This window comes from Serratia sp. BNK-10 (assembly GCF_047456065.1).
Taxonomy (GTDB): domain Bacteria; phylum Pseudomonadota; class Gammaproteobacteria; order Enterobacterales; family Enterobacteriaceae; genus Serratia; species Serratia ureilytica.
Genome location: NZ_CP179894.1, coordinates 809,974 through 834,028, shown reverse-complemented (window position 1 = coordinate 834,028; position 24,055 = coordinate 809,974). Strand labels below are relative to the sequence as shown.

At 58.9% G+C, this 24,055-nt stretch carries 26 protein-coding genes and 2 pseudogenes; 8 read left to right on the top strand and 20 right to left on the bottom strand.

The features are described 5' to 3' along the window. Positions 1-8 precede the first annotated feature (8 nt). Positions 9-668: a multidrug efflux transporter transcriptional repressor AcrR gene (gene acrR / locus ACMGG9_RS04055; protein ID WP_033642109.1), complete on the bottom strand. Its 660-nt coding sequence runs from the start codon at positions 666-668 to the stop codon at positions 9-11. 142 nt (positions 669-810) lie between these two features. Between acrR and sdeX the strand changes: the two genes are divergently transcribed. The 4 genes from sdeX (at position 811) to ykgO (ending at position 5,756) form a co-directional block, all read left to right on the top strand. Continuing rightward, positions 811-1,998: a multidrug efflux RND transporter periplasmic adaptor subunit SdeX gene (gene sdeX, locus ACMGG9_RS04050; RefSeq protein ID WP_033642108.1), complete on the top strand. Its 1,188-nt coding sequence runs from the start codon at positions 811-813 to the stop codon at positions 1,996-1,998. Between the two features lie 17 nt (positions 1,999-2,015). Further along, a complete protein-coding gene (sdeY, locus tag ACMGG9_RS04045; protein WP_033651107.1) occupies positions 2,016-5,162 on the top strand; it encodes a multidrug efflux RND transporter permease subunit SdeY in 3,147 nt (1,048 codons plus the stop codon). A gap of 186 nt (positions 5,163-5,348) precedes the next feature. After that, positions 5,349-5,603, top strand: a complete 255-nt coding sequence (locus ACMGG9_RS04040; RefSeq protein WP_004940303.1) for a type B 50S ribosomal protein L31 — start codon at positions 5,349-5,351, stop codon at positions 5,601-5,603. Positions 5,604-5,615: 12 nt separating this feature from the next. Beyond that, positions 5,616-5,756 (top strand): type B 50S ribosomal protein L36, encoded by a 141-nt coding sequence (gene ykgO / locus ACMGG9_RS04035; protein ID WP_004940304.1) that lies wholly within the window; start codon positions 5,616-5,618, stop codon positions 5,754-5,756. Between the two features lie 105 nt (positions 5,757-5,861). Here the strand turns inward: ykgO and ACMGG9_RS04030 are convergent, their stop codons facing one another. Genes ACMGG9_RS04030 through ACMGG9_RS04020 form a run of 3 tightly spaced genes read right to left on the bottom strand, consistent with a single transcriptional unit; the run spans position 5,862 to position 8,333 of the window. Continuing rightward, complete coding sequence (locus tag ACMGG9_RS04030) at positions 5,862-6,740, bottom strand: metal ABC transporter solute-binding protein, Zn/Mn family (RefSeq protein WP_042783804.1); 879 nt, start codon at positions 6,738-6,740, stop codon at positions 5,862-5,864. Between the two features lie 25 nt (positions 6,741-6,765). Then, positions 6,766-7,623 (bottom strand): metal ABC transporter permease, encoded by an 858-nt coding sequence (locus ACMGG9_RS04025; RefSeq protein WP_414161931.1) that lies wholly within the window; start codon positions 7,621-7,623, stop codon positions 6,766-6,768. Then, positions 7,620-8,333, bottom strand: coding sequence for a metal ABC transporter ATP-binding protein (locus tag ACMGG9_RS04020; RefSeq protein WP_414161930.1), 714 nt, complete (start codon positions 8,331-8,333; stop codon positions 7,620-7,622). The genes ACMGG9_RS04025 and ACMGG9_RS04020 overlap by 4 nt, the downstream gene beginning before the upstream one ends. Before the next feature lie 406 nt (positions 8,334-8,739). On the opposite strand from ACMGG9_RS04020, the gene ACMGG9_RS04015 reads away from it, so the two are divergent. From ACMGG9_RS04015 to ACMGG9_RS04005, 3 genes are all read left to right on the top strand, one after another. After that, positions 8,740-9,093, top strand: coding sequence for a hypothetical protein (locus tag ACMGG9_RS04015; protein ID WP_047572432.1), 354 nt, complete (start codon positions 8,740-8,742; stop codon positions 9,091-9,093). Positions 9,094-9,252: 159 nt separating this feature from the next. Then, the gene (gene tomB, locus ACMGG9_RS04010; RefSeq protein WP_004940312.1) at positions 9,253-9,621 is read left to right on the top strand and encodes an Hha toxicity modulator TomB; all 369 of its coding nucleotides are present in this window, start codon (positions 9,253-9,255) and stop codon (positions 9,619-9,621) included. Between the two features lie 50 nt (positions 9,622-9,671). Then, positions 9,672-9,875, top strand: coding sequence for an HHA domain-containing protein (locus tag ACMGG9_RS04005; protein ID WP_004940313.1), 204 nt, complete (start codon positions 9,672-9,674; stop codon positions 9,873-9,875). 281 nt (positions 9,876-10,156) lie between these two features. Here the strand turns inward: ACMGG9_RS04005 and ACMGG9_RS04000 are convergent, their stop codons facing one another. Together ACMGG9_RS04000 and gbpA are read right to left on the bottom strand one after the other, a co-directional pair. Next, positions 10,157-10,675 carry a cytochrome b gene (locus ACMGG9_RS04000; protein WP_047025752.1) on the bottom strand — a complete coding sequence of 173 codons (519 nt, stop codon included), beginning with the start codon at positions 10,673-10,675 and terminating at the stop codon, positions 10,157-10,159. Between the two features lie 52 nt (positions 10,676-10,727). Then, positions 10,728-12,155 (bottom strand): N-acetylglucosamine-binding protein GbpA, encoded by a 1,428-nt coding sequence (gene gbpA, locus ACMGG9_RS03995; RefSeq protein ID WP_108680244.1) that lies wholly within the window; start codon positions 12,153-12,155, stop codon positions 10,728-10,730. Between the two features lie 257 nt (positions 12,156-12,412). Here gbpA and gspS point away from each other — a divergent pair, with 257 nt between their 5' ends. Next, positions 12,413-12,775, top strand: a complete 363-nt coding sequence (gene gspS, locus ACMGG9_RS03990) for a type II secretion system pilot lipoprotein GspS (RefSeq protein ID WP_033642100.1) — start codon at positions 12,413-12,415, stop codon at positions 12,773-12,775. On the opposite strand, the gene ACMGG9_RS03985 is transcribed toward gspS, so the two are convergent. The 14 genes and pseudogenes from ACMGG9_RS03985 to ACMGG9_RS03920 all read right to left on the bottom strand — a co-directional run bounded on the left by ACMGG9_RS03985 (position 12,772) and on the right by ACMGG9_RS03920 (position 23,697). After that, a complete protein-coding gene (locus tag ACMGG9_RS03985) occupies positions 12,772-13,278 on the bottom strand; it encodes a prepilin peptidase (protein ID WP_245398312.1) in 507 nt (168 codons plus the stop codon). The two genes, gspS and ACMGG9_RS03985, sit on opposite strands and share 4 nt — an antisense overlap. A 30-nt stretch (positions 13,279-13,308) precedes the next feature. Continuing rightward, a pseudogene (locus ACMGG9_RS03980) lies at positions 13,309-13,476 on the bottom strand (prepilin peptidase); the annotation flags it as partial. 95 nt (positions 13,477-13,571) lie between these two features. After that, entirely contained in the window at positions 13,572-14,066 is a 495-nt protein-coding gene (gspM, locus tag ACMGG9_RS03975; protein ID WP_046688369.1) for a type II secretion system protein GspM, read from the bottom strand. Beyond that, positions 14,063-15,196: a type II secretion system protein GspL gene (gspL, locus tag ACMGG9_RS03970; RefSeq protein ID WP_414161929.1), complete on the bottom strand. Its 1,134-nt coding sequence runs from the start codon at positions 15,194-15,196 to the stop codon at positions 14,063-14,065. The genes gspM and gspL overlap by 4 nt, the downstream gene beginning before the upstream one ends. 3 nt (positions 15,197-15,199) lie before the next feature. Continuing rightward, positions 15,200-16,102, bottom strand: a complete 903-nt coding sequence (gene gspK, locus ACMGG9_RS03965) for a type II secretion system minor pseudopilin GspK (RefSeq protein ID WP_414161928.1) — start codon at positions 16,100-16,102, stop codon at positions 15,200-15,202. Next, entirely contained in the window at positions 16,099-16,713 is a 615-nt protein-coding gene (gene gspJ / locus ACMGG9_RS03960; RefSeq protein WP_414161927.1) for a type II secretion system minor pseudopilin GspJ, read from the bottom strand. Before gspJ ends, gspK begins: the two co-directional genes overlap by 4 nt. After that, a complete protein-coding gene (gspI, locus tag ACMGG9_RS03955) occupies positions 16,710-17,075 on the bottom strand; it encodes a type II secretion system minor pseudopilin GspI (protein ID WP_072022489.1) in 366 nt (121 codons plus the stop codon). Before gspI ends, gspJ begins: the two co-directional genes overlap by 4 nt. Then, positions 16,969-17,544, bottom strand: coding sequence for a prepilin-type N-terminal cleavage/methylation domain-containing protein (locus tag ACMGG9_RS03950; protein WP_414161926.1), 576 nt, complete (start codon positions 17,542-17,544; stop codon positions 16,969-16,971). The genes gspI and ACMGG9_RS03950 overlap by 107 nt, the downstream gene beginning before the upstream one ends. Next, positions 17,541-17,969 (bottom strand): type II secretion system major pseudopilin GspG, encoded by a 429-nt coding sequence (gene gspG, locus ACMGG9_RS03945; protein WP_414162261.1) that lies wholly within the window; start codon positions 17,967-17,969, stop codon positions 17,541-17,543. Before gspG ends, ACMGG9_RS03950 begins: the two co-directional genes overlap by 4 nt. Positions 17,970-18,010: 41 nt before the next feature. Further along, positions 18,011-19,221, bottom strand: a pseudogene (gene gspF, locus ACMGG9_RS03940) (type II secretion system inner membrane protein GspF). Next, a complete protein-coding gene (gspE, locus tag ACMGG9_RS03935; protein ID WP_060659865.1) occupies positions 19,211-20,707 on the bottom strand; it encodes a type II secretion system ATPase GspE in 1,497 nt (498 codons plus the stop codon). Before gspE ends, gspF begins: the two are co-directional and overlap by 11 nt. After that, positions 20,704-22,668: a type II secretion system secretin GspD gene (gene gspD / locus ACMGG9_RS03930; protein WP_414161925.1), complete on the bottom strand. Its 1,965-nt coding sequence runs from the start codon at positions 22,666-22,668 to the stop codon at positions 20,704-20,706. The genes gspE and gspD overlap by 4 nt, the downstream gene beginning before the upstream one ends. A gap of 51 nt (positions 22,669-22,719) precedes the next feature. Then, the gene (locus ACMGG9_RS03925) at positions 22,720-23,142 is read right to left on the bottom strand and encodes a type II secretion system protein N (protein ID WP_253271437.1); all 423 of its coding nucleotides are present in this window, start codon (positions 23,140-23,142) and stop codon (positions 22,720-22,722) included. Positions 23,143-23,253: 111 nt separating this feature from the next. Further along, on the bottom strand, positions 23,254-23,697 hold the full coding sequence (locus ACMGG9_RS03920; protein ID WP_226772955.1) for a winged helix-turn-helix domain-containing protein: 444 nt from the start codon (positions 23,695-23,697) through the stop codon (positions 23,254-23,256). Between the last annotated feature and the right edge of the window lie 358 nt (positions 23,698-24,055).

Genomic DNA, 24,055 nt, shown 5'->3' with positions numbered 1-24,055 from the left:
ATCTCTCCTTATAAAGGAAGGCGGTCGACGTCGGGGTTGAGGCGCAAGGTGGGGCAAAACTGCAGCATCTCCAAAAACGCATCGACCAGCGCTTCGGCTTCGGCCCGCAGATCGAAACTTTCCGGCATAAACAGCCAGTTTTCCATCAGGCCGGTGATATAACCGCGCAGGATGATCGCCGCACGGCGGGTATGCAAATCGGCGGGCAATTGCTCGTGGTGAATGCAGTTATACAGCACCGCTTCGATGCGTTCGTAGCCGGCGAGGTACAACACCTTGCGCGAATCCAGCAGCGGCATCATTTCACCGACAAACTCGCATTTGTGGAATATAATCTCCATCAACGCCCGCCTGCGGCCGTCTTCAACCGTAGACGTCAGAATGTAAATCAGAATTTCCCGGATAACCCGCAGTGGATTATCGGGAAACTTTGCCTGATACTCTGTTTCGAGCTGGTCAATTTTCGGCTCGGTAGATTCCCAAACTTCATTAAACAGGTCTACCTTATTTTTGAAGTGCCAGTAAATGGCTCCACGCGTAACCCCGGCAGCGGTGGCAATATCTGTCAGTGACGTTGCAGCAACGCCACGTTCAGAGAACTCTCTCACCGCAGCATCGAGGATTTGCTGTCGGGTTTCTTGCGCCTGCTGTTTGGTTTTTCGTGCCATGGCATTGTTATTTAGGGGGAGTGTGATTTACATACATTCGCGAATGTATGTACCATAGCACGCACATATAATTAACGCAGCAATGGGTTTTAAAGCTTGTGATCCATTGATCATTTTGAAATCGGACACTTGAGGTTTTTCTATGAACAAAAACAGAGGGTTAACGCCTCTGGCGGCCGTTCTGATGCTTTCAGGCAGCTTAGTGCTAACAGGATGTAACGATAAAGAAACCCAACAGCAAGGCGCCCAACAGCAGGCTCCTGAAGTGGGCGTAGTCACTTTGAAGGCCGAGCCTCTCAATATCACTACCGATCTTCCTGGCCGCACCGCTGCGTATCGCATCGCCGAAGTTCGCCCTCAGGTCAGCGGCATCATCCTGAAGCGTAACTTCGTTGAAGGCAGCGATATCAAGGCCGGGACGTCTCTGTACCAAATCGATCCCGCGACCTATCAGGCCAGCTACGACAGCGCGAAAGGCGATTTGGCCAAAGCGCAGGCCAGCGCTTCCATCGCGCGCGTGACGGTAAACCGCTACAAGCCATTGCTGGGCACCAGCTACATCAGCAAGCAGGACTATGACAACGCCGTGTCCACGCTGCAGCAAGCGGATGCCGCCGTGGTGGCCGCCAAGGCCGCCGTGGAAACCGCGCGCATCAACCTGGCGTACACCAAGGTGACCTCTCCGATCTCCGGCCGCATCGGCAAATCCGCCGTGACCGAAGGCGCGCTGGTCAGCAACGGCCAGGCAACCGCCCTGTCCACCGTGCAGCAGCTGGATCCGATGTATGTCGACGTCACCCAGTCGAGCACCGACTTCCTGCGCCTGAAGCAAGAACTGGCCAGCGGCGCGCTAAAGCAGGAAAACGGCAAGGCCAAAGTGAAACTGATGCTGGAAAACGGCACCGAATACGCGCAGGAAGGCACGCTGGAGTTCTCCGACGTCACCGTCGATGAGACCACCGGCTCCATCACCATTCGCGCCCTGTTCCCTAACCCGAACGATACGCTGTTGCCTGGCATGTTCGTGCGCGCCCGTCTGGACGAAGGCGTACGCAGCGATGCGTTGCTGGTGCCTCAACAGGGCGTCACCCGCAACCCGCGCGGCGACGCGACGGCGTTGGTGGTAGGGGCAGACAACAAAGTTGAGCTGCGCACGCTGAAGGCGGACCAGGCGATTGGCGACAAATGGCTGGTTACCGATGGCCTGAAAGCCGGCGATCGCGTCATCGTCACCGGCCTGATGAAAGTGCATCCGGGCGCGCAGGTAAAAGTGCAGGAAGTTGACACTCAGGCGCAAAAACAGCCGCAGTCTGAAGCGCAGAAGTCATAAAAAGGAGCCTGTAATACATGGCTAAGTTCTTTATAGACCGCCCAATTTTCGCCTGGGTAATCGCCATCATCGTCATGTTGGCGGGGGTGCTTGCAATAATGAAACTGCCAATCGCGCAGTATCCCACTATTGCACCGCCGGCGGTGAGTATTTCCGCCAACTACCCGGGTGCAGATGCCAAAACGGTGCAGGATACCGTCACACAGATTATCGAACAGAACATGAACGGTATCGATAACCTGATGTACATGTCCTCCACCAGTGATTCCTCTGGTAGCGTCACCATTACCCTGACGTTTGAGTCCGGCACCGATCCTGACATCGCGCAGGTTCAGGTCCAGAACAAACTGTCGTTGGCCACCCCGCTGCTGCCGCAAGAAGTTCAGCAGCAGGGCCTGAAAGTAGAAAAATCCAGCAGCAGCTTCCTGATGGTGGCCGGCTTCGTTTCCGACGATCCGAACATGACTCAGGACGATATTGCGGACTACGTGGCGTCCAACATCAAGGACCCGATCAGCCGTTCGTCCGGCGTGGGTGAAGTGCAGCTGTTCGGTGCCCAGTACGCGATGCGTATCTGGCTGGATCCGAACAAGCTGAACAACTACCAGCTGACGACCACGGACGTGACCTCCGCCATCACCGAGCAGAACAACCAGATCGCCGCAGGCCAGCTGGGCGGCCTGCCGCCGGTGCCGGGGCAGCAGTTGAACGCCTCGATCATCGCGCAGACCCGTCTGACTTCGCCGGAAGAGTTCGGCAAGATCCTGCTGAAGGTCAATACCGACGGTTCCCAGGTGCGCCTGCGCGACGTCGCTCACATCGAGCGCGGCGCGGAAAGCTATGCCGTTACCGCGCGTTATAACGGCAAGCCTGCCGCCGGCCTGGGTATCAAACTGGCGACCGGCGCCAACGCCTTGAACACCGCCAAAGGTGTGAAAGACGAGCTGGCCAAGATGGCGCCCTTCTTCCCGCAAGGGATGAAAGTGGTTTATCCGTACGACACCACCCCATTCGTTAAGATCTCCATCAACGAAGTGGTGAAAACGCTGATCGAAGCCATCATCCTGGTATTCCTGGTGATGTATCTGTTCCTGCAGAACTTCCGCGCGACGCTGATCCCAACCATCGCGGTGCCGGTGGTGTTGCTGGGGACCTTTGCGATACTCGCGGCGTTCGGCTTCTCGATAAACACCCTGACGATGTTCGGCATGGTGTTGGCGATCGGCCTGCTGGTGGATGACGCCATCGTGGTGGTGGAAAACGTCGAGCGCGTCATGTCCGAAGAGGGGCTGCCGCCGAAAGAAGCTACCCGTAAATCGATGGGCCAGATCCAGGGCGCGCTGGTGGGTATCGCCATGGTGCTGTCGGCGGTATTCGTGCCGATGGCGTTCTTCGGCGGTTCAACCGGCGCCATCTATCGTCAGTTCTCGATCACCATCGTGTCCGCGATGGCGCTGTCGGTGCTGGTGGCCTTGATCCTGACGCCGGCGCTGTGCGCCACCCTGCTCAAACCGATCCCGAAAGGCGATCACGGGGTTAAAACGGGCTTCTTCGGCTGGTTTAACCGCATGTTCGAGAAGAGCACGCATCACTATACCGACAGCGTGGGCAACATCCTGCGCAGCACCGGCCGCTACCTGATCATCTACCTGCTGATCGTGGTTGGCATGGGCCTGCTGTTCCTGCGCCTGCCTTCTTCGTTCCTGCCGGACGAAGATCAGGGCATCCTGTTGACCATGGTGCAGTTGCCTGCCGGCGCCACCGAATCCCGCACCAACAAGGTGTTGGAAGAAGTCTCCGACTACTTCCTGAACAAGGAAAAGGACAACGTGGTTTCGGTGTTTACCGTCGCGGGCTTCGGCTTCAACGGTAACGGCCAGAACAACGGCCTGGCATTCGTCAGCCTGAAAGACTGGGGTGAGCGTCCAGGGGCCGGGAACAAGGTGGAAGCGATCGCGGGTCGCGCCATGGGCGCCTTCTCGCAGATTAAAGAAGGCCTGGTGTTCCCGTTCAACCTGCCGGCGATCATCGAACTCGGTACCGCAACCGGCTTCGACTTCGAGCTGATTGACCAGGGCGGCCTGGGGCACGAGAAACTGACCGAAGCGCGTAACCAGCTGTTGGGCATGGTTGCTCAGCATCCGGACGTGCTGGTGGGCGTGCGCCCGAACGGCCTGGAAGATACGCCGCAGTTCAAACTGATCGTCGATCAGGAGAAAGCCAAGGCGCTGGGCGTGAGCATCACCACCATCAACAGCACGCTGAGCACCGCACTGGGCGGTTCGTACGTCAACGACTTCATCGACCGCGGTCGTGTGAAGAAGGTGTACGTACAGGCCGAAGCGCCGTTCCGCATGCTGCCGGAAGACATCAACAAGTGGTACGTGCGCGGTACCAGCGGCCAGATGGTGCCATTCTCCGCCTTCTCTTCGGCGAAATGGGAATACGGCTCACCGCGTCTGGAACGCTATAACGGCTTGCCGTCGATGGAAATTCTGGGCCAGGCTGCACCGGGCAAGAGTACCGGTGAAGCGATGAACCTGATGGAACAGCTGGCGTCCAAACTGCCAAGCGGCATCGGTTACGACTGGACCGGCATGTCCTATCAGGAACGTCTGTCGGGCAACCAGGCGCCGGCGCTGTACGCCATCTCGATTCTGGTGGTGTTCCTGTGTCTGGCGGCGCTGTATGAAAGCTGGTCCGTGCCGTTCTCGGTCATGCTGGTATTGCCGCTGGGGGTTATCGGTGCGTTGTTGGCCGCGACGATGCGCGGCATGAATAACGACGTGTACTTCCAGGTGGGGCTGTTGACCACCATCGGTCTATCGGCGAAGAACGCCATCCTGATCGTGGAATTCGCCAAGGATCTGATGGAGAAAGAAGGCAAAGGTCTGATCGAAGCGACGTTGGAAGCGGTGCGTATGCGTCTGCGTCCAATTCTGATGACGTCCCTGGCCTTCATCCTCGGGGTTCTGCCGCTGGTTATCAGCAGCGGCGCAGGCTCCGGCGCACAGAACGCGGTAGGTACCGGCGTAATGGGCGGGATGATCACCGCGACCGTATTGGCGATCTTCTTCGTACCGGTGTTCTTCGTGGTGGTTCGCCGCCGCTTCAGCAAGAAGAACGAAGACCTGGAACACAGCCACCCGGTAGAGCATCACTGATCGTTCAGTGAAGAGATTTCTACCCGATAATCGAAAAGGCCGCGCATGCGGCCTTTTTCTTTTGCTTCAGTTGCTTAATGCAAACCGTTCTCATTAATTCACTCGTGTGTGCAATTTACGCTTGATCGTGATGCCCGGTCGGCGCATAATTATTGTTATAGTATAACATTACATGAGAGAGCCATTATGAAACCCGGCATCCATCCCGATTATCGCACCGTGGTGTTCCACGACGTCAGTGCCAACGCCTACTTCAAAGTGGGATCGACCATCAAAACCGATCGCACCATCGAGCTGGACGGCGAAAGCTGGCCGTATGTCACCCTCGACGTCTCTTCCGCTTCGCATCCGTATTACACCGGCAAGCAGAAAGACTATTCCAAAGAAGGCAGCACGGCGCGCTTCCAGCAGCGCTTTGGCCGCTTTATCGGCAATAAGTAACAAGGAACCCCCATGCAGGTATTGAGTTCATTGCGTTCGGCGAAAAATCGCCACCCGGATTGCAAAGTCGTGCGTCGTCGTGGCCGCATCTATGTGATCTGTAAAAGCAATCCGCGATTCAAAGCGGTACAGGGACGTAAGAAAAAGCGTTAACTCCAAAGTGTCATCTGTCGCAAAGCCCCGTTGCTGCTCAACGGGGCTTTTTTTATGGCGAGAAAGTACCTGCAAGCTGCCCCCGCCGGCAAGCGGGGGCGGAGATTACTTCATGCTGCTCAGCAACGCGTCGACATTGTGCTTGAACGCCTGCTCATAGGTGGCCGCCGGGCCGCCCACGCGCGAGAGCGCTTCAGGGTACAGCTCGCCGCCCGCCTTGGCGCCGGTGGCGGCGGCAATCTGTTTCACCAGCCGCGGATCGGTCTGGTTTTCGATAAAGTAAGCGTTAACTTTTTCCTGTTTGATCTGCTTGATCAGGCCGGCCACATCGCTGGCGCTGGCTTCGGCCTCGGTGGAAAATCCGACCGGCGCAAGGAAGGTGACGCCATACTCTTGCCCAAAGTAACCAAAGGCATCATGGCTGGTGAGCACCTTACGTTTCTGCGGCGGCACAGCGGCGAACTGGGTTTTGGCCCACAGATCCAGCTTTTGCAACTGCTGAATGTATTCGGCGCCGCGCTGGCGAAAATAGTTGGCATCCTCGGGATCGGCGGCGATCAGGGCGTTCATCACATTGGTGGCGTACTGCACGCCGTTTTTCATGCTGTTCCAGGCGTGGGGATCGGTAATCGGTTTGCCGTCCTCCTCCATTTGGCGGGTGTTGATGCCCTGTGACGCGGTAATCACCTGTCCTTTATAACCCGAAGCGCTGACCAGGCGATCGATCCACCCTTCCAGCCCCAGGCCGCTAACGAACACCACGTCGGCCTGCGCCAATGTCTTGCCGTCCTGCGGTGAAGGCTCGAAGCTGTGCGGATCGCCATCCGGCCCCACCAGCGTGCTGACCTTGACGTGATCGCCCCCCACCTGTTTAACGATATCTCCCAGAATGGAAAAGCTGGCGACGGCGTCGACGGTCTTCGCCATCGCCAATGGGCTGGCCAGCAGAGCAGCGACCGCCAGCGATATAGGTAAACGTTTCATATTTTCTCCTTGCAAATGGCACTTCTCAACGGCGCGCAAAGGCGTAAATGCCTCCACGCGTTCCAAACAGGATCGAGACAAAGAAGATGACGCTGGCGCTGAGCACGATCGCCGGACCGGCAGGCAGCGAAGCGTAGTAGGACCACACCAGCCCAGTCAGGCTGGACAGCGCGCCGATGCCCATCGCCACCGCCAGCGTCTGCGGCAGATTGCGCGCCCAGAAGCGTGCGCTGGCGGCGGGCAGCATCATCAGCCCCACCGACATCAGGGTGCCGAGGATCTGGAACCCCGCCACCAGATTGACCACCACCAGCGCCAAAAACAGGCCGTGGATCAGCGCCAACCGGCGCGGCGCGTTAACGCGCAGGAAAGTGACGTCGAAGGACTCGATCACCAACGCGCGGTACAGCGCCGCCAGCGCCAGCAGCGACACCGTGGCGATCGCACCGACCATCAGCATCGCCTGCGCATCCACCGCCAGAATCGAACCGAACAGCACGTGCAGCAGATCCACGCTGGAACCGCGCAGCGAGACCAACGTGACCCCGAGCGCCAGCGACCCCAGATAGAATCCGGCGAAGCTGGCGTCCTCTTTCAGCGGCGTGCGGCGGCTCACCATGCCGGACAACATCGCCACCGCCAGCCCGGCGATAAAGCCGCCCACGCCCATGGCCACCAGCGACATGCCGGAAATCAGATAACCGATTGCCGCGCCGGGCAACACCGCGTGGGACAACGCATCCCCCACCAGGCTCATGCGGCGCAGCAACAGAAACACCCCCAGCGGGGCGGCGCTGAGCGACAGCGCCAGACACGCCATCAATGCGCGGCGCATAAAACCGAAAGAGAGAAAAGGGTCGATAAACCCATGCAACAGCATCATGGCGCCACCACCCGCAGGCCCGGCTGCCGTTCGACGGCGAGATACCGCGGCACCTGTTCCAGCACGCGCTCGGCCGCGCCCCAATGACACGCCTGCGGGGTCAGCAACAGCACCTGCCGAAAATGCTCGGCGACCATCGACATGTCATGCAGGACGGCGATCACCGTTCTCCCCTGCTGGTGCAGCTGCGCGATCACCTGCAGCAGGATCTGCGTAGTGGCGCTGTCGATGCCGGTGAAGGGTTCATCCAGCAGGATCAACGGCGCCTGTTGGACCAGCAGGCGCGCAAACAGCACCCGCTGCAGCTGGCCGCCGGAGAGCTCACCCACCGGACTGTGCGCCAGCGCGCTCATGCCGACGCTCGCCAGCGCCTCATTAACCTGGCTCGCCACACGCTGGTTCATACCGCCGAACATGCCGCTTTGCGGCCAACATCCCATCGCCACCAGATCGCTCACCGCGATCGGGAATTGCCGATCCAGATCCGCCTGCTGCGGTAAATAAGCCTTGCGCGGCGGCTTTTCACCGCTAAAGTCCAGGCGACCCGCCACAGGCGGCAACAAACCGGCGAGCGTTTTCAGCAACGTCGATTTCCCTGCCCCGTTGACGCCCACCACCGCGGTTAACGAACCGGCGCTAAACTGCCCGCTCAGCGGCGGGAAAAGCGGCGTGGCGCCATAGCCTATCGCCAGCTGACGTAATGAAATCATGGCAGAGACACCGCCCAAAAAATGCCGAGCCACAGCAGAGTCAACAAAACGATAGCGCCCGCACAGCGCACGGCCGCGGAGGTGGTGAACAACGAATTCAGTGACGACGCGGCGTCATTTTGCGAAGTGGGAATCAAGGGAATAACCAAAGCAGCAGATTTATAGTTACAATATAACATCACAATAAATGGTATGTCTCAAGCGTTGCCGGACTCATTAATGCAACGGAACGTAACAGCTCGTCGCGCAGCAGGTCCCCCCCTCTCCCCCTTATCAAACTCAGGGATATTCCCGTTCGACGCAAATGTTGGCGGAAGGTAAAAAAACAGCGGTAAATCGAAAAATTTACCGGCGCGAGTGGAAAAGGAGTAAGATGAGCAGATAACATTGTTGTTGGCCGAGATTAATGCTTGTTACCCTTGCCTGTAACCTGGACGTCAACGCACTTTCTGTTAAAAAATTAAAGAAAGTGATTAATGACAATATTGCGGAGTTAGTGCCGGCGCTGACCAGCGGACTCAGTTTTTATTCTGAAAGCGCACGCTATGCCGAAGATTCATTAGAAATACTTGATATAGTGCAACAAGGTGACAGCGATTATTCAATGAGTTATCGCTATAAGTGGGGCATTTTTAATGCTTGCCTGGATATCAACAGCGAAGACACGATCAGCGATAGCGTCCGGTTCCGTGTGGCGCAACGGGGTTTAATCTTCGACATCATTGATAACTCACGCCCATCAACCGCGGATGAATTGTAAGTTTACGTAATAACTGCAGGCCAAACGCGAAAAAATGATTTATATTCATTTTACGGGAAGTTTATTTAACCACCGTTAAGCTGCCTCCGTTCATGATGTAAATCAGCTTACTCACATAGTGTTATCAACACCGCCATTAAGACTTACGGAGGGGATGATATGGATGAGTATTCGCCTAAGCGACACGACATTGCTCAACTCAAATTCTTGTGCGAAAATTTGTATGATGAAGGTATCGCCACCCTGGGAGACAGCCACCACGGGTGGGTCAACGATCCGACATCCTCCGTCAACCTTCAGCTTAATGAGTTGATCGAACATATCGCTTCGTTTGTGATGAGTTATAAAATTAAATACATGGACGAATCCGATTTGTCGGAGTTAGTCGAGGAATATCTCGACGATACCTATACGCTGTTCAGCAGCTACGGTATCAATGATTCCGACCTGCGCCGCTGGCAAAAAACCAAGGCGAGATTATTCAGAATGTTCTCAGGAGAGGACATCTGTACGACAATGAAAACTTAGGGGATAATTATTCCCGAGCTATTTTACGGTTATTAAACTAAAAGGCCACCATGACTAAAACCGACTATCTGATGCGTTTACGTAAATGCACCACGATTGATACTCTCGAACGTGTTATTGAAAAAAATAAGTACGAGCTTTCCGATGATGAACTGGAGCTGTTTTACTCAGCCGCCGATCATCGTTTGGCGGAGCTGACCATGAACAAGCTGTATGACAAAATCCCCACCTCCGTTTGGAAATATGTCAGATAATCAGCCCCCAACGCGTTGAGCCGATGCTTTTATCGGCTTCAATGTTCAAGTTGAATAGGTCATTTTCCTATTGACAACGAAATGTTAATTACACTCATCTTTGCCGTTAATAATAAATAGCAACAATTCTCGGTTAATGCCCGGGGTATTACGCCTTAACGCTATTCACGCGTGAAGACGCTCGCCTCACATTGCCTGTGTGGTGCACATCGCGGCGAATATCCCTGAGGCCATCGCTGCCACGCCGCCGCGCCGGGCGGCGTGATCCATCACCGCCAGGCTCAGAGCATGCGGCGCAAAATCGCCCGCCGGGCGAAACAGTGATGCTTAATCACCGCCGCGATGTGCAGCACAATCATGGCCGACAGCGCGATGCATGAATAACGGTGCACGGCGAAAAAGAAACGATTAACCTCAAGATTCGCAATCGGACGGGGAAAATCGATCGCGCCGAAAACCGCAAAGCCGTGCTCCAGCATGAGAAATCCGCTCAGCAACACCACGAAAATCAGCAGGTAGAATATTTCGTGCAGCAAATGCACCAACCCCTTCTCGCGCCCTTGCAGCATATCGCCATAAGGCACTTTAGGCCGGAAAAAACGCCAGATAAAGCGCGCCGCCATCAGCGGTGTCAGCACCAAGGCCAACGACATATTGGTCACGGAGAAAAAGGCGAAGATGCGCGCATCCGTCATAAAATGCAGTGAATAACCCACGATCATGACGTAGAGCATCACGGCGGCAATGCCCCAATGCAGTAACCGACTGAAAAGATCGTAACGGGCAGGTTCGTGTGACATAAAGCTCCTTTAAAAGCGGCCATCATTGGCCGCTTGACTATCCGATTCGCACTTACTTTTTCACGACCCAGGCGTCCTGCCAGTTGGATCCCACGCCCGGCTCAAACTGAGTCGCGCCGCTGTTCCACTGCATGCAGTAACCGCTGTAAGGGAAAGGTTTGCACTGATAAACCTTGCCGTCTTTCGGTTGCAGCACCGTGGTGCCGGCGGTGTATTTACTCAGCGCATTCGGGAAGACGAAGTTGTAGTCGCCATTGCCGCCACCGCCGGTGGATTCAGCTTCCAGATTGAAGTTTTCGATATCCGGCTGAATGCTCTGCCCATTGTCGTTGCTGGCGATCACTTTCAGCATGTGGTGGCCCTCGCTGACGTTGTTCAGCGCGATGGTCAGCGGCTGGCTGGCGTCTTCCAGCGTCTCTTTCACGTAGCCTTTTTCCGTCTGGCCGTGATCGTAAACGCGCGCTTCAACGGTCAATTTGCCTTTAACCTCGGCATTGAAGGTCAGCTGAGCTTTACCGTCCTTGATCTTGGTGCTGGACAGGTTGCCGATGCGGATCTCTTCGGTGATAGCCGGCGTTTCTTCCTCATAGGAGATCACCACGCTCTTCATCGTGCTGCCTTGTTTGGCGAAGACCGCATTATTGCCAAACACCGGATTGACGTTGCCTTTACCGTCTTTCACCCCGGCACGCACCGCTTTCTGTTCGGCGTTGATCTTGCTGGCCAACGCGTGGCTCCAGCGGTTTTTGTCGGTCAGCGCCTCACTGTCGATCGCCAGCTCGGTTTTCATCGTCAGCACTTCACCGTCCGCATCGAAGAAGCGGGCGATCACCTTGTCGCCAACCTGCAGGTTTTTGCCGGTGAGAGAGCCTTGCAGCTGCTTGCGCCATTCGGACACGACGCCGTCGTCCTCGAAGTTGACGTCAACCACCTGATAGAAGCTGTTCACCGTGTCATTGATTTCCCACACGCCATAAATCACCTGATAGCCGGTTCTCTCCGGTACCACGCACTGGTGCACTTCGCGATCTTTTGGCGCCTGAGCATGGCCATCGACTTCACAGAACGGCTCTTTTTCGAAAGCCTCGCGCGACAGCGGCTTATTCACGTCCCAGTCTTGTTTGGTGATGTAATAACGCCAGTTATTGGTTTTGTGCTTGGCGGTGTGGTACCAGGTGAACGTCTGCGGTCCCGGCTTCATGGTGTTCAACGCCCAGACGTTGACGCCCTGACGATCCAGCGGCTCGAACCCGCCCACCCCGCCGCTGGCCAGCTGGCCGTCGCGCGGCGTCGCGCCGCCAGGGAAGCCGGAAACCTGCTCGACGCTCTGCGGTTCCCACTGCGCTCGGCCGCAGTCGGTGTTGCTGCCCAGCTTGCACTTGTAGGCGCGGCTCTCGGGCACTTCGATATAACCGTGCGACCAGGCGGCCGAGGAGGCAGTGAGCGCTGTCATCATCAGGGCGATTTTGGATAATTTCATTACGACTCCAGTTAAATTTATTGGATTCCAACTGAGTGAGAAGAAACTCAAAGAGATGCGGCGATACCGCGAGAGGAATAATAAGTAGAAGCCCTGAACGCCCGGCACTTAGAATGCATTAAAATAATAAAACCTAATGCCGTCAGAATATTAAACCGCATGATAAAGGGTTAAAATATTCCTGACCTCGTAAAGCGCCGCCATGCGGCGCAAGAAAATACCGACACCGCGCCAATTAATTCCACAGGGAAAATAACGTGACATTGAAAAACATCGCCACGGCGTTCATGGCATGCCTGCTGTTATCCGGCTGTCAGCACGCCGCCAAATCGGCCCCTGACGCCGCCATCCAGCGCGACCAGCTGTCATCGCTGGTCGGCGCCGGCCAGTTTCTGAGAGAACGCTGCAACCGCGCCGATATCCCGGCCAACGACCCACTCGCGGCGGCGGCGTTGCAGGCGGCGGAGAGAAAAGGCTGGGCGCCGGCGCTTAATCGCACCCAGTTGCTTGATGCAGGCAAAAACGTCGCCGCGCAGCTGGAGGCCGACGCCACGCCGTTGCAAGAGAAGTGCAGCGGACTCAACCGAACGCTGGCGCCGTTTTTAGCCCAGCTCCGTTAACCCGCCAGCGGTAGCGCAAGCCACTGGCAGGCTACCGCGCCGGCGCCCGCCACCGCCAACCCCGGGCCGAAAGGCAGGGGCTGTGCCCCATCGCCGCCGCGCCACACCCGCAGCAGTAGCCACAGCAGGCTGCCGGTGGCAGCAAACAGCAGAATCGACGGCAAAACGGCATAGCCGCCCCAGGCGCCGAGCGCCGCCAGCAGTTTAAAATCGCCGTATCCCAGCCCCTCGCGGCCGGTCGCGAGACGAAATCCCCAATACAGCAGCCACAGCGTCAAATACCCCGCCAGCGCGCCGATGACCGCCGTCGGCAAAAATGCCGGGTGCGCCAGGCAATGCCACAACAGCCCGGCCCACAGCAGCGACAGCGTCAGGCAATCCGGCAACAGCTGACGCTCGCTGTCGATCGCCGCCAAGGCCAGCAGCAATGCAGCAAACGCCAACATGAAAAACCAATCCACACCGATGCCGACGCGCCAGGCCAGCGTTATTCCCATTAGCATCAGCAATAGCTCCACCAGTGGATAACGGATGGAAATAGGCTTGCGACAATAACGACAGCGACCGTGCAACAGCAGCCAACTTAATAAAGGAATATTATCGAGCGCCGATATTTTCATTGTGCAACACGGGCAGAATGAACGCGGCAAAAAGAGATTAAATCGTTCGGCCTGCGCCATTTCCATTTCGCGCTCAAGCATGACAGGCAGCCGATAAACGACCACATTGATAAAACTGCCGATGCACAGGCTCAACACGGCGCTAAATAGCAGCCAGTGTTCATCGGCCACTGCGTTTATTGCGGATAGCATGGCTCTCTGGATCCTCTATTGTCGTCGCGTGGGTGACATCCCGGTTGCGCCGTTACCCGCAGTTGGCTGATTTGCACCACGCCCGGCGCCTGCCCCGCACGTTCTGCGGCGAGTGAGAGCACGCGGATCCCGTGCTCGCGTTGCAGGGCGGCCAGCCACGGCAACAGGCGTTCAAATGGCACGGGCGGCAGCGTGACCCGCACATCCGCTTCACTTTCCGTCAGTTCGGCGATGGCGATGCGATATGCCAGCGCACTCTGTCGCAGTCGCTCCGGCAGTTGCTCGCGCGCGGCGGCGCTCTGCGGCAAACGCGCCTGCAATTGTTGGATGACGCGCGCCTGCTCCCGCAGCGCCGCCAGCCGTTGTGCGTTTTTTTGCGCCTGTGAAAATTGATACAGGCAGTAGCCGCAGGCCATCAGCATCAACAGGCTTAACAGCACTGCCCGCCGCAGCGCCTTATCGCGCCAACCGATGTTCATCGCTCACCTCTCACCGTCAGGATCGCCTGGTTAGGCGCGCTTCCCTCGCTGAACGTCATGATGACGCCACCGTCGTTGACCGGCGCCGGCAGCGGCGCGTCGTTTCTGTTTACCGTCACCACCAAACGATCGTCGGCAGCGTCGAAAGCCAGCGCCTGCAACTGCGGAGGTTCCCAGACAGCAAGCGCCTCGGCCGCGTAGGGCAACAGCCTGAACAGCTGCGGCGCATTCAGGGTGTCTTGCATACGCCGTGCCCACGTTTGCGCCGCCCGTTCGGCGAACGCCGGCGCGGTCTCGCCACTCGGCAGCAGGCGCTGAGTCAGCGCCGTTATCTGGCTTTCGCTCTGTCTGGCCTTCAATTGGTGATGCAAGCCCCCCACCAGCAGCGAACCGCTGAGCAGCAGCATCGCGCAGGCGGTCTTATCGGGCAGACGGCGCGGCCAGCGCACGCCCGGTTTGAAACACCCCTGCAACAGCGTGGATGTGCTGTTCCAGGCCTCTTCCGCCAATCGCCACAGCGGATCCTCATCGATACGCGCCGTTTCCCAGCCCGCCGGCACCTCTCCGCCACTGTGCAGACACCAATCCGGCGTCGGCCACGGGACGCTGTCCCCCCAGGCATCGGGCAACTGCATGCCCTGCATGCCCCCCGTTCGGAGCAGCCAGTGTCCGCGCCAGCGCAGTGCGCTGCATTGGTTCGGCAACGGCAACGCCAGCACGTCGGGCAGCAGGGCATCGACGCGAATGCCGCAGGCGTTGAGGCTATCAACCCACCCTTGCATCTGCGCCAGCGCAACGCCGGCGATAGTGAAATCGCGCTGCACCTTGCCCAGCACCGCCCAATGCATCTGCTCGACATCGGTCAACAACCCGCTCTCATGGGAGTACGCCAGCGCCAGCGGCGTCGCCTGCCGGGCCTTGCCCTGGAATGTCGTTTGTCTCAGCACCACATGACGGGCAGGCACCAGCACCACGACCCGGCTGCCCTGCGCCATGGCCGCCAACTCACTACCGCCTTCGGCCAGATCGAGGCGGGCGGCAAAGCGGCAGCGCGTCTCGCCGACGCGGCCCCAGCGCACATCGGCCATCGCATCCTCGTCCAGCGCGATAAGCAGGATGGTGTTCGCCATCGTTTACCCTTCCCCTCTGTCGAACCGACGTCCGCTGACCGTGACGCCTGACGGGCCCGGCTGCAACGCGCTGACCAGCCGATAGCGTCCGTCGTTCAGCCTAAGCTGCAGCTGCGCAATCCAGCGGTTATCGTCGAAAATAAGTCGCTCGCCAAGGCCATCCTCGCCCAGCGCCTGCAGCGCTTTTTCCTGCGACAAAAACGCCAGCGTCTGCCAGCCCTGCGGCGGGCGGGCCGCCAGCAGCCCCCGCAGCCGCTCATCGCTCAGCGCGTTCATCAACATCGCCCGCAGCAGCGGCAGCTGAGCTTCGTTCACGGCGTCCGGATTGAGGCGCAGCTCGGCATCCGGCGCCGCACAAAGCAGCGGCGCAAGACGCAGATAAAGCTCGCGGTCGATGCCGGCCAGCTCCCGCAGCTCGCTGACATCCCCCATCAGATACCCTTCGCCATAGGCTCTGGCGACGATCGCATCGGCAATCGCGCCCGCCTGGGCAGCGGCGATCCCCTGATTGTTCAATAGCAGCATGAATATTCGCCTCTCCTTATTGGGGGTTCCCCCCTCGCTATCGCCGACATCCGCCGGGCCGGCGGCGCGGATCAGGGCGTTGAGGTTGAAACAGGCGTCAACGCGGCGCAGACGTATCGCCACTTCCCCCTCTTCGGTGCGCATGCTGAAGGTCACCCCTGATGCCCCCCACGCCTTCCGCTGCTCTCCCGCCTGCTGCAGCCGCTGCCGGGCGTAGCTCTCGCCGCCCAGCAGCAACCATTTCGCCCGCAACCGATCCTGCTGAGACTGGGTGCGCGCCAGCGAACGCTGCCAGTTATCGTTGATATTGACCGCCACGATCGCCATCAGCGACATCATCAGCAACACCATCAACAGCGCCATACCGCGTTGTTTATTCATAATGGCCTCGCGGCAGGCAACGTGACGATGCGCCGGACTTCCCCCAGCGCGGGGGTGTCGATGGCGATTTCCACCGCCTGCGGCAGCAGCCCGCCGGCGCGCCAGGCCGTCAACCATTCGCCCTGCCGGTAAAAACGCAATTGGAACCGCGTCACCTCAGACAGCAGCAGCACGCTGCGCGCCGCCGCCTGCGGGCTGCTCAAATTCGGGTAACTGAGGCGTTCGAGCCGCCCCTGCCGGTAGCGATACGCCACCCGCTCCTGCGTGGCGCGCGGCAATCGGGCCTGGGGGTTCGGCCAGCCGTTTCGGATCAGCAACAGCTGAAAATCGCCGCTTTCCTCTCCCGCCGTCTGCAGCACCGCAAACTCCGGCGCCGCCGGCCAGCGTTTATCGCCGGTCGGCGCGCGCGCCTGCGCCTGCGTCAAATCGCGCTCGACGATCGCCAGCGCCCGTTGCAGCTGGGTCAACTGCGTCGATTTGCGCTGGGTGATTTCGTCGTTTTTCAGCACGCCTCTGAAGACCGTCAATGCGGTGAGCGACAGCATGGCGAACAGGGCGATGGCCAACAGCATTTCCACCAGCGTAAAACCCCGTTGCAAAGCGCGCTTCACAACAACGCCCTGTAGGTGAGCATCTCCACCAGCGCATTGCGATCCTGCGGGTCGCGCCTGACTTCAATCGCGATCGCCCGCATCCCGGCGTCGCTGGTCTCCCGCCCGCGATAGCGCCAGTGCCAGGTTTCACCGGCCATTACCGTGGTGCCCGAATGCCAGGCGAGCGTCGGTGGGCGGGGCTCGAGCTGCAGCAGCGTCAGCTGGTTGTCCGCCACCCACAGCGCCACGGTCTTGGCTTCGATCGCGCTCAGGCTACGCACCTGGCCGCCGGTGCTGTTGATCAGCGCCAGACAGCCGATGGCGAAGATCATCATGGCCACCATCACTTCCAGCAGCGTCATGCCCTGCTGGCGTCTCATTTTCCGCGTCATCGCAACGAATGTCCGTCGTTTCAAATACAAAGTAACCGGGCGCCTGCAATCGCCACAGACACTTGCCCTGGGATAGCTCCACGCTGAATGCCGTGGTTTCGCCCCCCGGATACAGCCACACCTGCGGCAACGCCGCCTCTGCGGCGAGCGCGACGGTTTGTCCTTCAACGCTCAGCCGCAGCGCGACGCCGCCCGGCAGAGCGTACTGCTCCCGGCTCTCCCGCCCCGCTTCGGCGACGCTGCGCCAACCGCCGTCATCGAACGCCACGCCATATCTCACCCCTTCGCGCTCGGCCCGCTCGGCGAGAGCATTCAGCCAATGGCTCAATCGCTCCCCCTGCTGCGCCAACGGCTTCTCATCCGCCGGAAAACTCAGCATCACCAGGCCGCTGGTCACCCCCAGCAGCAGCAATACCAACATGGTCTCCAGCAGCGTAAAACCGCGTATGCGCCTCATGGCGCGTCGGCCACCCAGTTACCGATGTCATCATCGGTATCGGCGACGCCGTCCGGCCCCAGAGAAAACACGTCCAGCTTGCCATGGCGCCCCGGGTTGCGCAGACGATACGTTTGCCCCCAGGGGTCTTGCGGCAAGCGGCGGATATAACCGTCTTCGGGATAATTCCTTGGGATCGGCGCCAGCGTCGGCCGGGTCACCAGCGCCGCCAGCCCCTGCTCCGCGCTGGGATAACGGCCGTTATCCAGCTTGTACATATCCAGCGCGTTCTCCAGCGCGACGATATCGCTGGCGGCCTTTTGCCGATCGGCCTTCTCCTTGTTACCCATCAGGCTTGGGATGGTCAGGCTGGCCAACAGCCCCAGAATGACGATCACCACCATGATTTCCAGCAGCGTGAACCCACGCTGCCGGGACCTGCGCATATTGCTGATATGACTCACTTTACTCTCCATTAACGGCATGATTAGCCGACCATATTATTGAGCTGCAATATCGGCTGCAGGATGGCCAGAATGATAAACAGCACCGAACCGGCCATCGCGATCACCAATAAAGGCTCAAACAGCCCCAGCGCCAGCGTGATTTGCCGGCTGAAGGCCTCCTGCTGCATCGCCGCCGCCCGTTCGAGCATCATGTCCAGTTCGCCGCTGCGCTCGCCGGACATGATCATGTGTCGCATCATCGGCGAGAACAGCGCGGTGCCTTCAAGCGACGGCGACAATCCTTCCCCTCTCGCACCCGCTCCATCGCCGCGAGCAGACGCTCACGGGCAGCCTCGTTACCCAACACGCCGGCGCTGATGCGCATCGCCTCCAGCAACGGCACGGCGCTGGCGTTCAAAATGCTCAGCGTTTTGGCGTAGCGCGCGGTATTCACCGCCAGCGACAGCTTGCCGACCACCGGCAGCCGCAGGATGAACGCATGCCAGCGTGCGCGCCGCGCCGGATCCCGCAGGCGATAACGGAAAGCGCCAAGGCCCGCCAGCGCCGCCATCAACACCGCCGCCCCCCATTGGCGCAATCCGTCGCTGGCGCCAAGCAGCATCCGAGTCGACAGCGGCAAGGTCTGCTTCATATGCACAAACTGTTCGATCACCTTCGGCACCACTGCCGTCAGCAAGATAGCCACCACGCCAATCGCCACCGCCGTCAGCACCATCGGGTACACCAACGCCTGCACGATCTTGTTCTTCATGTGCTGACGCTGTTCGACATAGTCAGCCAGCCGTTCCAGCACCGGCCCCAGATGGCCGGCAATCTCACCGGCCGCCACCATGGCGCAATAGAGACGGTCAAAAATCTGCGGATACTGCCCCAGCGCCTGCGCCAGCGGGAAACCCTCCAGAATGCGCTGCCTCACCTGAGTCAACGCCGCCTGCAGGCCTTTTTTCTCCGTTTGCCGCGCCACCGCCATCAGCGCCTCTTCCAGCGGCAGCGCGGCAGACAGCAGCGTCGCCAGTTGCCGGGTGAGCAGCGCCAGATCGCCGCTGCTCACGCCGCCCACCCAACGGCCGGCGAGCAGGCCGGCAAGAGCGGATCGCCTGCGCGCCTGCACCGCCAGCACCTGCCACCCCTTCTCACGCAACCGATCGCGGGCCTGGCGCAGAGAATCCGCCTCCAACACGCCACGCCGGGCGCGCCCCTCACGATCGCAGGCGCGATAATCAAACTTCATCGCCATCCCCTTCGCGCGTCACCCGCAACACTTCTTCCAGGCTGGTCTCTCCGGCGCACATTTTGGCGATCCCATCCTGGCGCAGCGGCTGATAGCGCTCCCCGGCCAGCCTGGCGATGTCCAGCTCACCGTCGCTACGGTGGATTGCCCTGCGCATCGGTTCATCCAGCACCAACAGTTCATGCAAACCGATTCGGCCGCGATAGCCCTGCCCGCCGCAGGCCTCGCATCCTATCGGGCGCCAACAGGTCAGCGCCCGCGTCGACGCCAGCCCCAGTTGGCGCCGCTGCGCGTCAGGCAGCGCATAAGGCTCGCGACAGTGCGGGCAAAGCCGGCGCACCAGGCGCTGCGCCAACACGCCGCTCAGCGAGCTGGAAAGCAAAAACGGTTCAACGCCCATGTCCCGCAGCCGGGTCACGGCGCCGATCGCCGTGTTGGTATGCAGGGTCGACAGCACCAGATGCCCGGTCAATGAGGCCTGCACCGCGATCTGCGCCGTTTCACCGTCGCGGATCTCGCCGATCAACACCACATCGGGATCCTGACGCAGCAGCGCGCGCAGCCCGCGCGCGAAGGTCATGTCCACCTTGGGGTTCACCTGCGTCTGCGCGATGCCGGCCAGTTCATACTCGACGGGATCTTCGATCGTCATGATGTTGCGCTGTTCGTCATTGATCTGGTTCAGCAAGGTATAGAGCGTGGTGCTCTTGCCCGAACCGGTCGGGCCGGTGACCAGAATAATGCCGTGCGGCTGGCGGATCAGGCGCAGCAACGCCTGTTGGTGCGCCGCCGCCATGCCCAGGCTGGGCAGTTCGAGCCGCACGCCCTGTTTATCCAACAGGCGCATGACCACGCGCTCGCCGTGGCTGGCCGGCATCACCGACACCCGCACGTCGATCGCCCGCCCGCCAACCTTCAGCGCCATGCGCCCATCCTGCGGCACTCGCTTTTCGGCGATATCCAGCTTCGACATGACCTTGATGCGCGACACCAGCAGCGCCGCCAGCTTGCGCTGCGGCGCCAGAATGCGGCGCAGCGCGCCGTCGATGCGAAAACGAATCACCAGCTCGCTCTCGTAGGTTTCGATGTGAATATCGGAGGCGCGCTCTTTGATCGCCTCACTCAGCAAGGCGTTAATCAGGCGGATAATCGGCGCATCGTCCTGTTCGTCCAACAGGTCCTGCTGCTGCGGCAACTCTTCCGCCAACGCGTAGAAATCCAGTTCGCCGCCCAGATCGTCGATCATTTTCTGTGCCTGGCCGCTTTCCCGCTGATAGTGCGCCACCAGCCGTTGTTCAAAGGCCTCCGTGTCCAGCCGGGCCAGCGTCGGCTCACCGGGCAGGCAGCGGTACGCCTCCATCAACGCGGCGTGGCGGGTCTCGGGGTGACAATACAGTTGAATGCCGCTCTGCCCGTCGACGGCCAGCACGCCATGCTGCCGCGCCCAGCCAAAAGGCAGCCGCGGCCCCGCAGAACGGGGCTTCACGGGCGCGCTCCGCGCGAATAAAACGCCTCGATACGCGCGACGGTGGCGAGGAACGCCCGATTGTCGACCACCTTCTTATCGCCGGCGATCTCGCTGCGCAGTGCGTTATTCAGCTCACGATCGTCCTGCTGCTCGGCGTCGAACTTGCCTAACTTGCGCTGGCTCTGCCGGGCATACCCCTCGGTGCTGCGAATGATGGTCGGGCGGATAAACAGCATCAAATTACGCTTGCTCGCTTTGGTGGCGTTCGAGCGAAACAGCGCCCCCACCAGCGGGATCTTGCCCAGGATCGGCACGCTGCTCTCCAGCTCCGAGTTGGACTTGTCCAGCAGCCCGCCCACCACCACGGTCTCACCGCTGTCCACCAGTACCGTGTTGTTGACCGTGCGGATATTGAAGGTCGCCCCCAGCGAATCCGGCGTGGCGCCGGCGCTGTCGGCAACGCTGGAGACCTCCTGCTCGATCTGCATCAGCACGGACTGGCCCTGATTGATCTGCGGTTTGACCTTGAGCTTGATGCCCACCGTTTTGCGCGACACGGTATTGAAGACGTTATCGCTGTTGGTGGTTTGCGAACCGGTGAGGATCGGCACATCCTGCCCGACGCTGAACTCCGCCTCGGCGTTATCGAGCGTAACGATGCTCGGCGTAGCCAGGATATTGTTTTGGTTGTTGCTGGCGATGGCGGACAGCAATACGCCCCAGTTGCCGCTGTAGAAACCGGTCATCAGGCCGTTGGCCTTGCCGAACACATCGCTCATGCCGTTTTCGAACCCCGCCGAGATGCCGGGCGCCTGGCCGGCGAACTGCGTGCCGCCGCCGTATTTGTTGGCCCACTGCACGCCGATGTTCAGCCCCTGCCCATCCTGCACTTCGACGATCACCGCTTCGACCAGCACCTGCGCGCGCCGTACATCCAGCTTGGCGACCACCGCCTCCAGATCGCGCATCACGTCCGGCGCGGCGGTGATGATCAGCGCATTGGTCTGCTCATCGGCCTTGATCACCACATTTTTCAACAGCGCCACGTTGGCGGCGGCGCTCTCTTTCTCGTTTTGCAGGCCCGCGCTCACGCCGGTCAGCACCTCGACCAGGCTCTGCGCCTTGGCGTATTTGAGCGGAATGACCTGGGTATTGCCTTGGGTGACACTCTTGTTATCCAACTGCTCAATCAGTTCTTTGGCGTGTTCGCGGGCCCGATCGTCCCCGGCGATCATCACGCTGTTGGTGCGCTCATCCGCCACCAGCCGCAGCGAGCCTGCCCCGGCCATACGCCGTTTACCCTCTTCGCGAAACAGTTCGTTCACCATCCGCGCAATCTCCGGCGCCGCCGCATGCTTCAGCGCGAAGGTCTCGACCTGATTACCGTCGTCCTGATCCATCTCCCTGACAAGGTCGAGCAGGCCGTTGACCACCCCGGCTCGGCCGGTGATCAACAGCGCATTGCCCTGCTCGTAATGCGCCACGCTGCCCACGCCGATGCTGTCGTTAAGCTGGCGCAAGATCGGCGAAACGTCTTTGGCCGCGATATTGCGCAGCGGCACCACGCGCATCACCACTTCATCCCCTTCAGCGATCGCCTCGCCGCCGCTTTGCGACAGCGCGGCTCTTTTTCCCTCTTTGGCGGCGATCACCTTCAGGACATTGTTGGGCATGCCGATGACCGTATAGCCGTAGACGTCCAGCACATTGAGAAAGAACTGGTAATATTGCTTCTCGTCGAGCTGTTCGTAGCTGCGCACCGTAACCTTACCTTTCACCGCCGGATCGATAATGATGGTCTTGCTCAGGTTTTTACTGACCGTATTGATAAATTCCTGAATGTCCGTGCCTTTGAAATTGGCGGAGAATTGCTCCGCACGCGCCAGGCCCCCCAGGGCAACCATGACGGCCACCGCCGCTAACGCGCGCCATAAACCGGCGCTCCAGCCTGCGCGGGAACGAAAAATAAAATGCGTCATCACAGTGTTGCCTTATGCTGTAAAACACCCCACGCCGAAGCGGCGCGCCGGCTACTCTTTAAACGTCAGCGCGGCGTAATAACCGTTTTCATCGAGCAGTATTTTGTTTTTTAATATCCGCACGATAACGGCATTGCTGCCGACCAGCCGATCGCCAACGCCATACCCGGTTTGCTTACCGCCATGTTCCACGATAACCAGGCTTTTTTCGGCGTTATCACTGAACAGCAGACCGGTTATCTTGCCGAGCGCCGCGGCCTCCGGCGCGTTAGCCAGCAGCTCGGCGCCGATCGCCCACTCGCCGACCTTATACCCGCGCGCCTTTTCGCCGATTTTCGCCGCCTGATAGCGGCCAAACCAGTGTGCGTCGTTAATTTTCTCGATGTCATCTTCCTGGGGAAAGACGCCATGGCGCACTTGCTCACGCCCACTTTCAAGGTGCGGCTCAACGGGTTCGTTATTCACGGTTATCATTCGCCACACCTGAGAAAGCATGAACGTCAAATTAGCCAGGAAGAAAAGTAGAATAAAAAAGTCTATTAACCGCTTGCTCACTGGCCCCCCGGTTATTCAACGGCGCCAACGCTAAGCGGAAATGCCCAACACCATCGCCACGGAAAACAGCAGCGTGATGGCCAGCGCCACTTTATAATTTACGGCGTCCAGCCACGTTCGCCGCTGTTTATTAGCCGCCGGCGCCAAGCATTGCTCCCGCGTATTCGCGCGTTCGCAGGCCTGGAAACTCAGCATCACGCCAAATCGGGGAATGGTTTTGATCACCTCGCCCGGAATACCGTGGCGGGAGAGCAAAGCGCGGCATTGGAATATCATTTGATAATAGTTATTGTCGCTGATGGTCTCATGGTTGCAGAACCAGACTGCGCGAATAATGTCATTTTTCTTATAGATGCCACTCAACAGGCACAGCATGAAACGCCGCTGCAATTCGGTCATTTCGATGAGCACATTCTCTTTTTTAAATAACAGCGTCTTTTCATTGTTGTTTAAGATCACCAACTCATTTTCCAACAGAGTCTCGTTCAGGGCAATGCTATGTATGTCCATCTCTCGCCTATCAGTTTAATGAAGTCCAAAGGCTCCCTGTGCCATTACCTTTGCACGCATGCGGCAGATGCATTTTCAACGCAAATAAGTGATTCGCCGTGTTAAGAGCCGGCTCAATTAATCATGTTAAAAATATTCATGCAACTTATTTATTTAAAATAAACAATATAAAATTAATCTAACAAAACAACACAAACCTAAAGCCATTAAGTCATTTAAAAACATAGTGATAGAAGAATTTATAAAATAAGTGAACCGCCATTAAATTCGATTAGTGATGCGAAAAATAGACAATGACCGATAATAACTCATGTTATTAGTT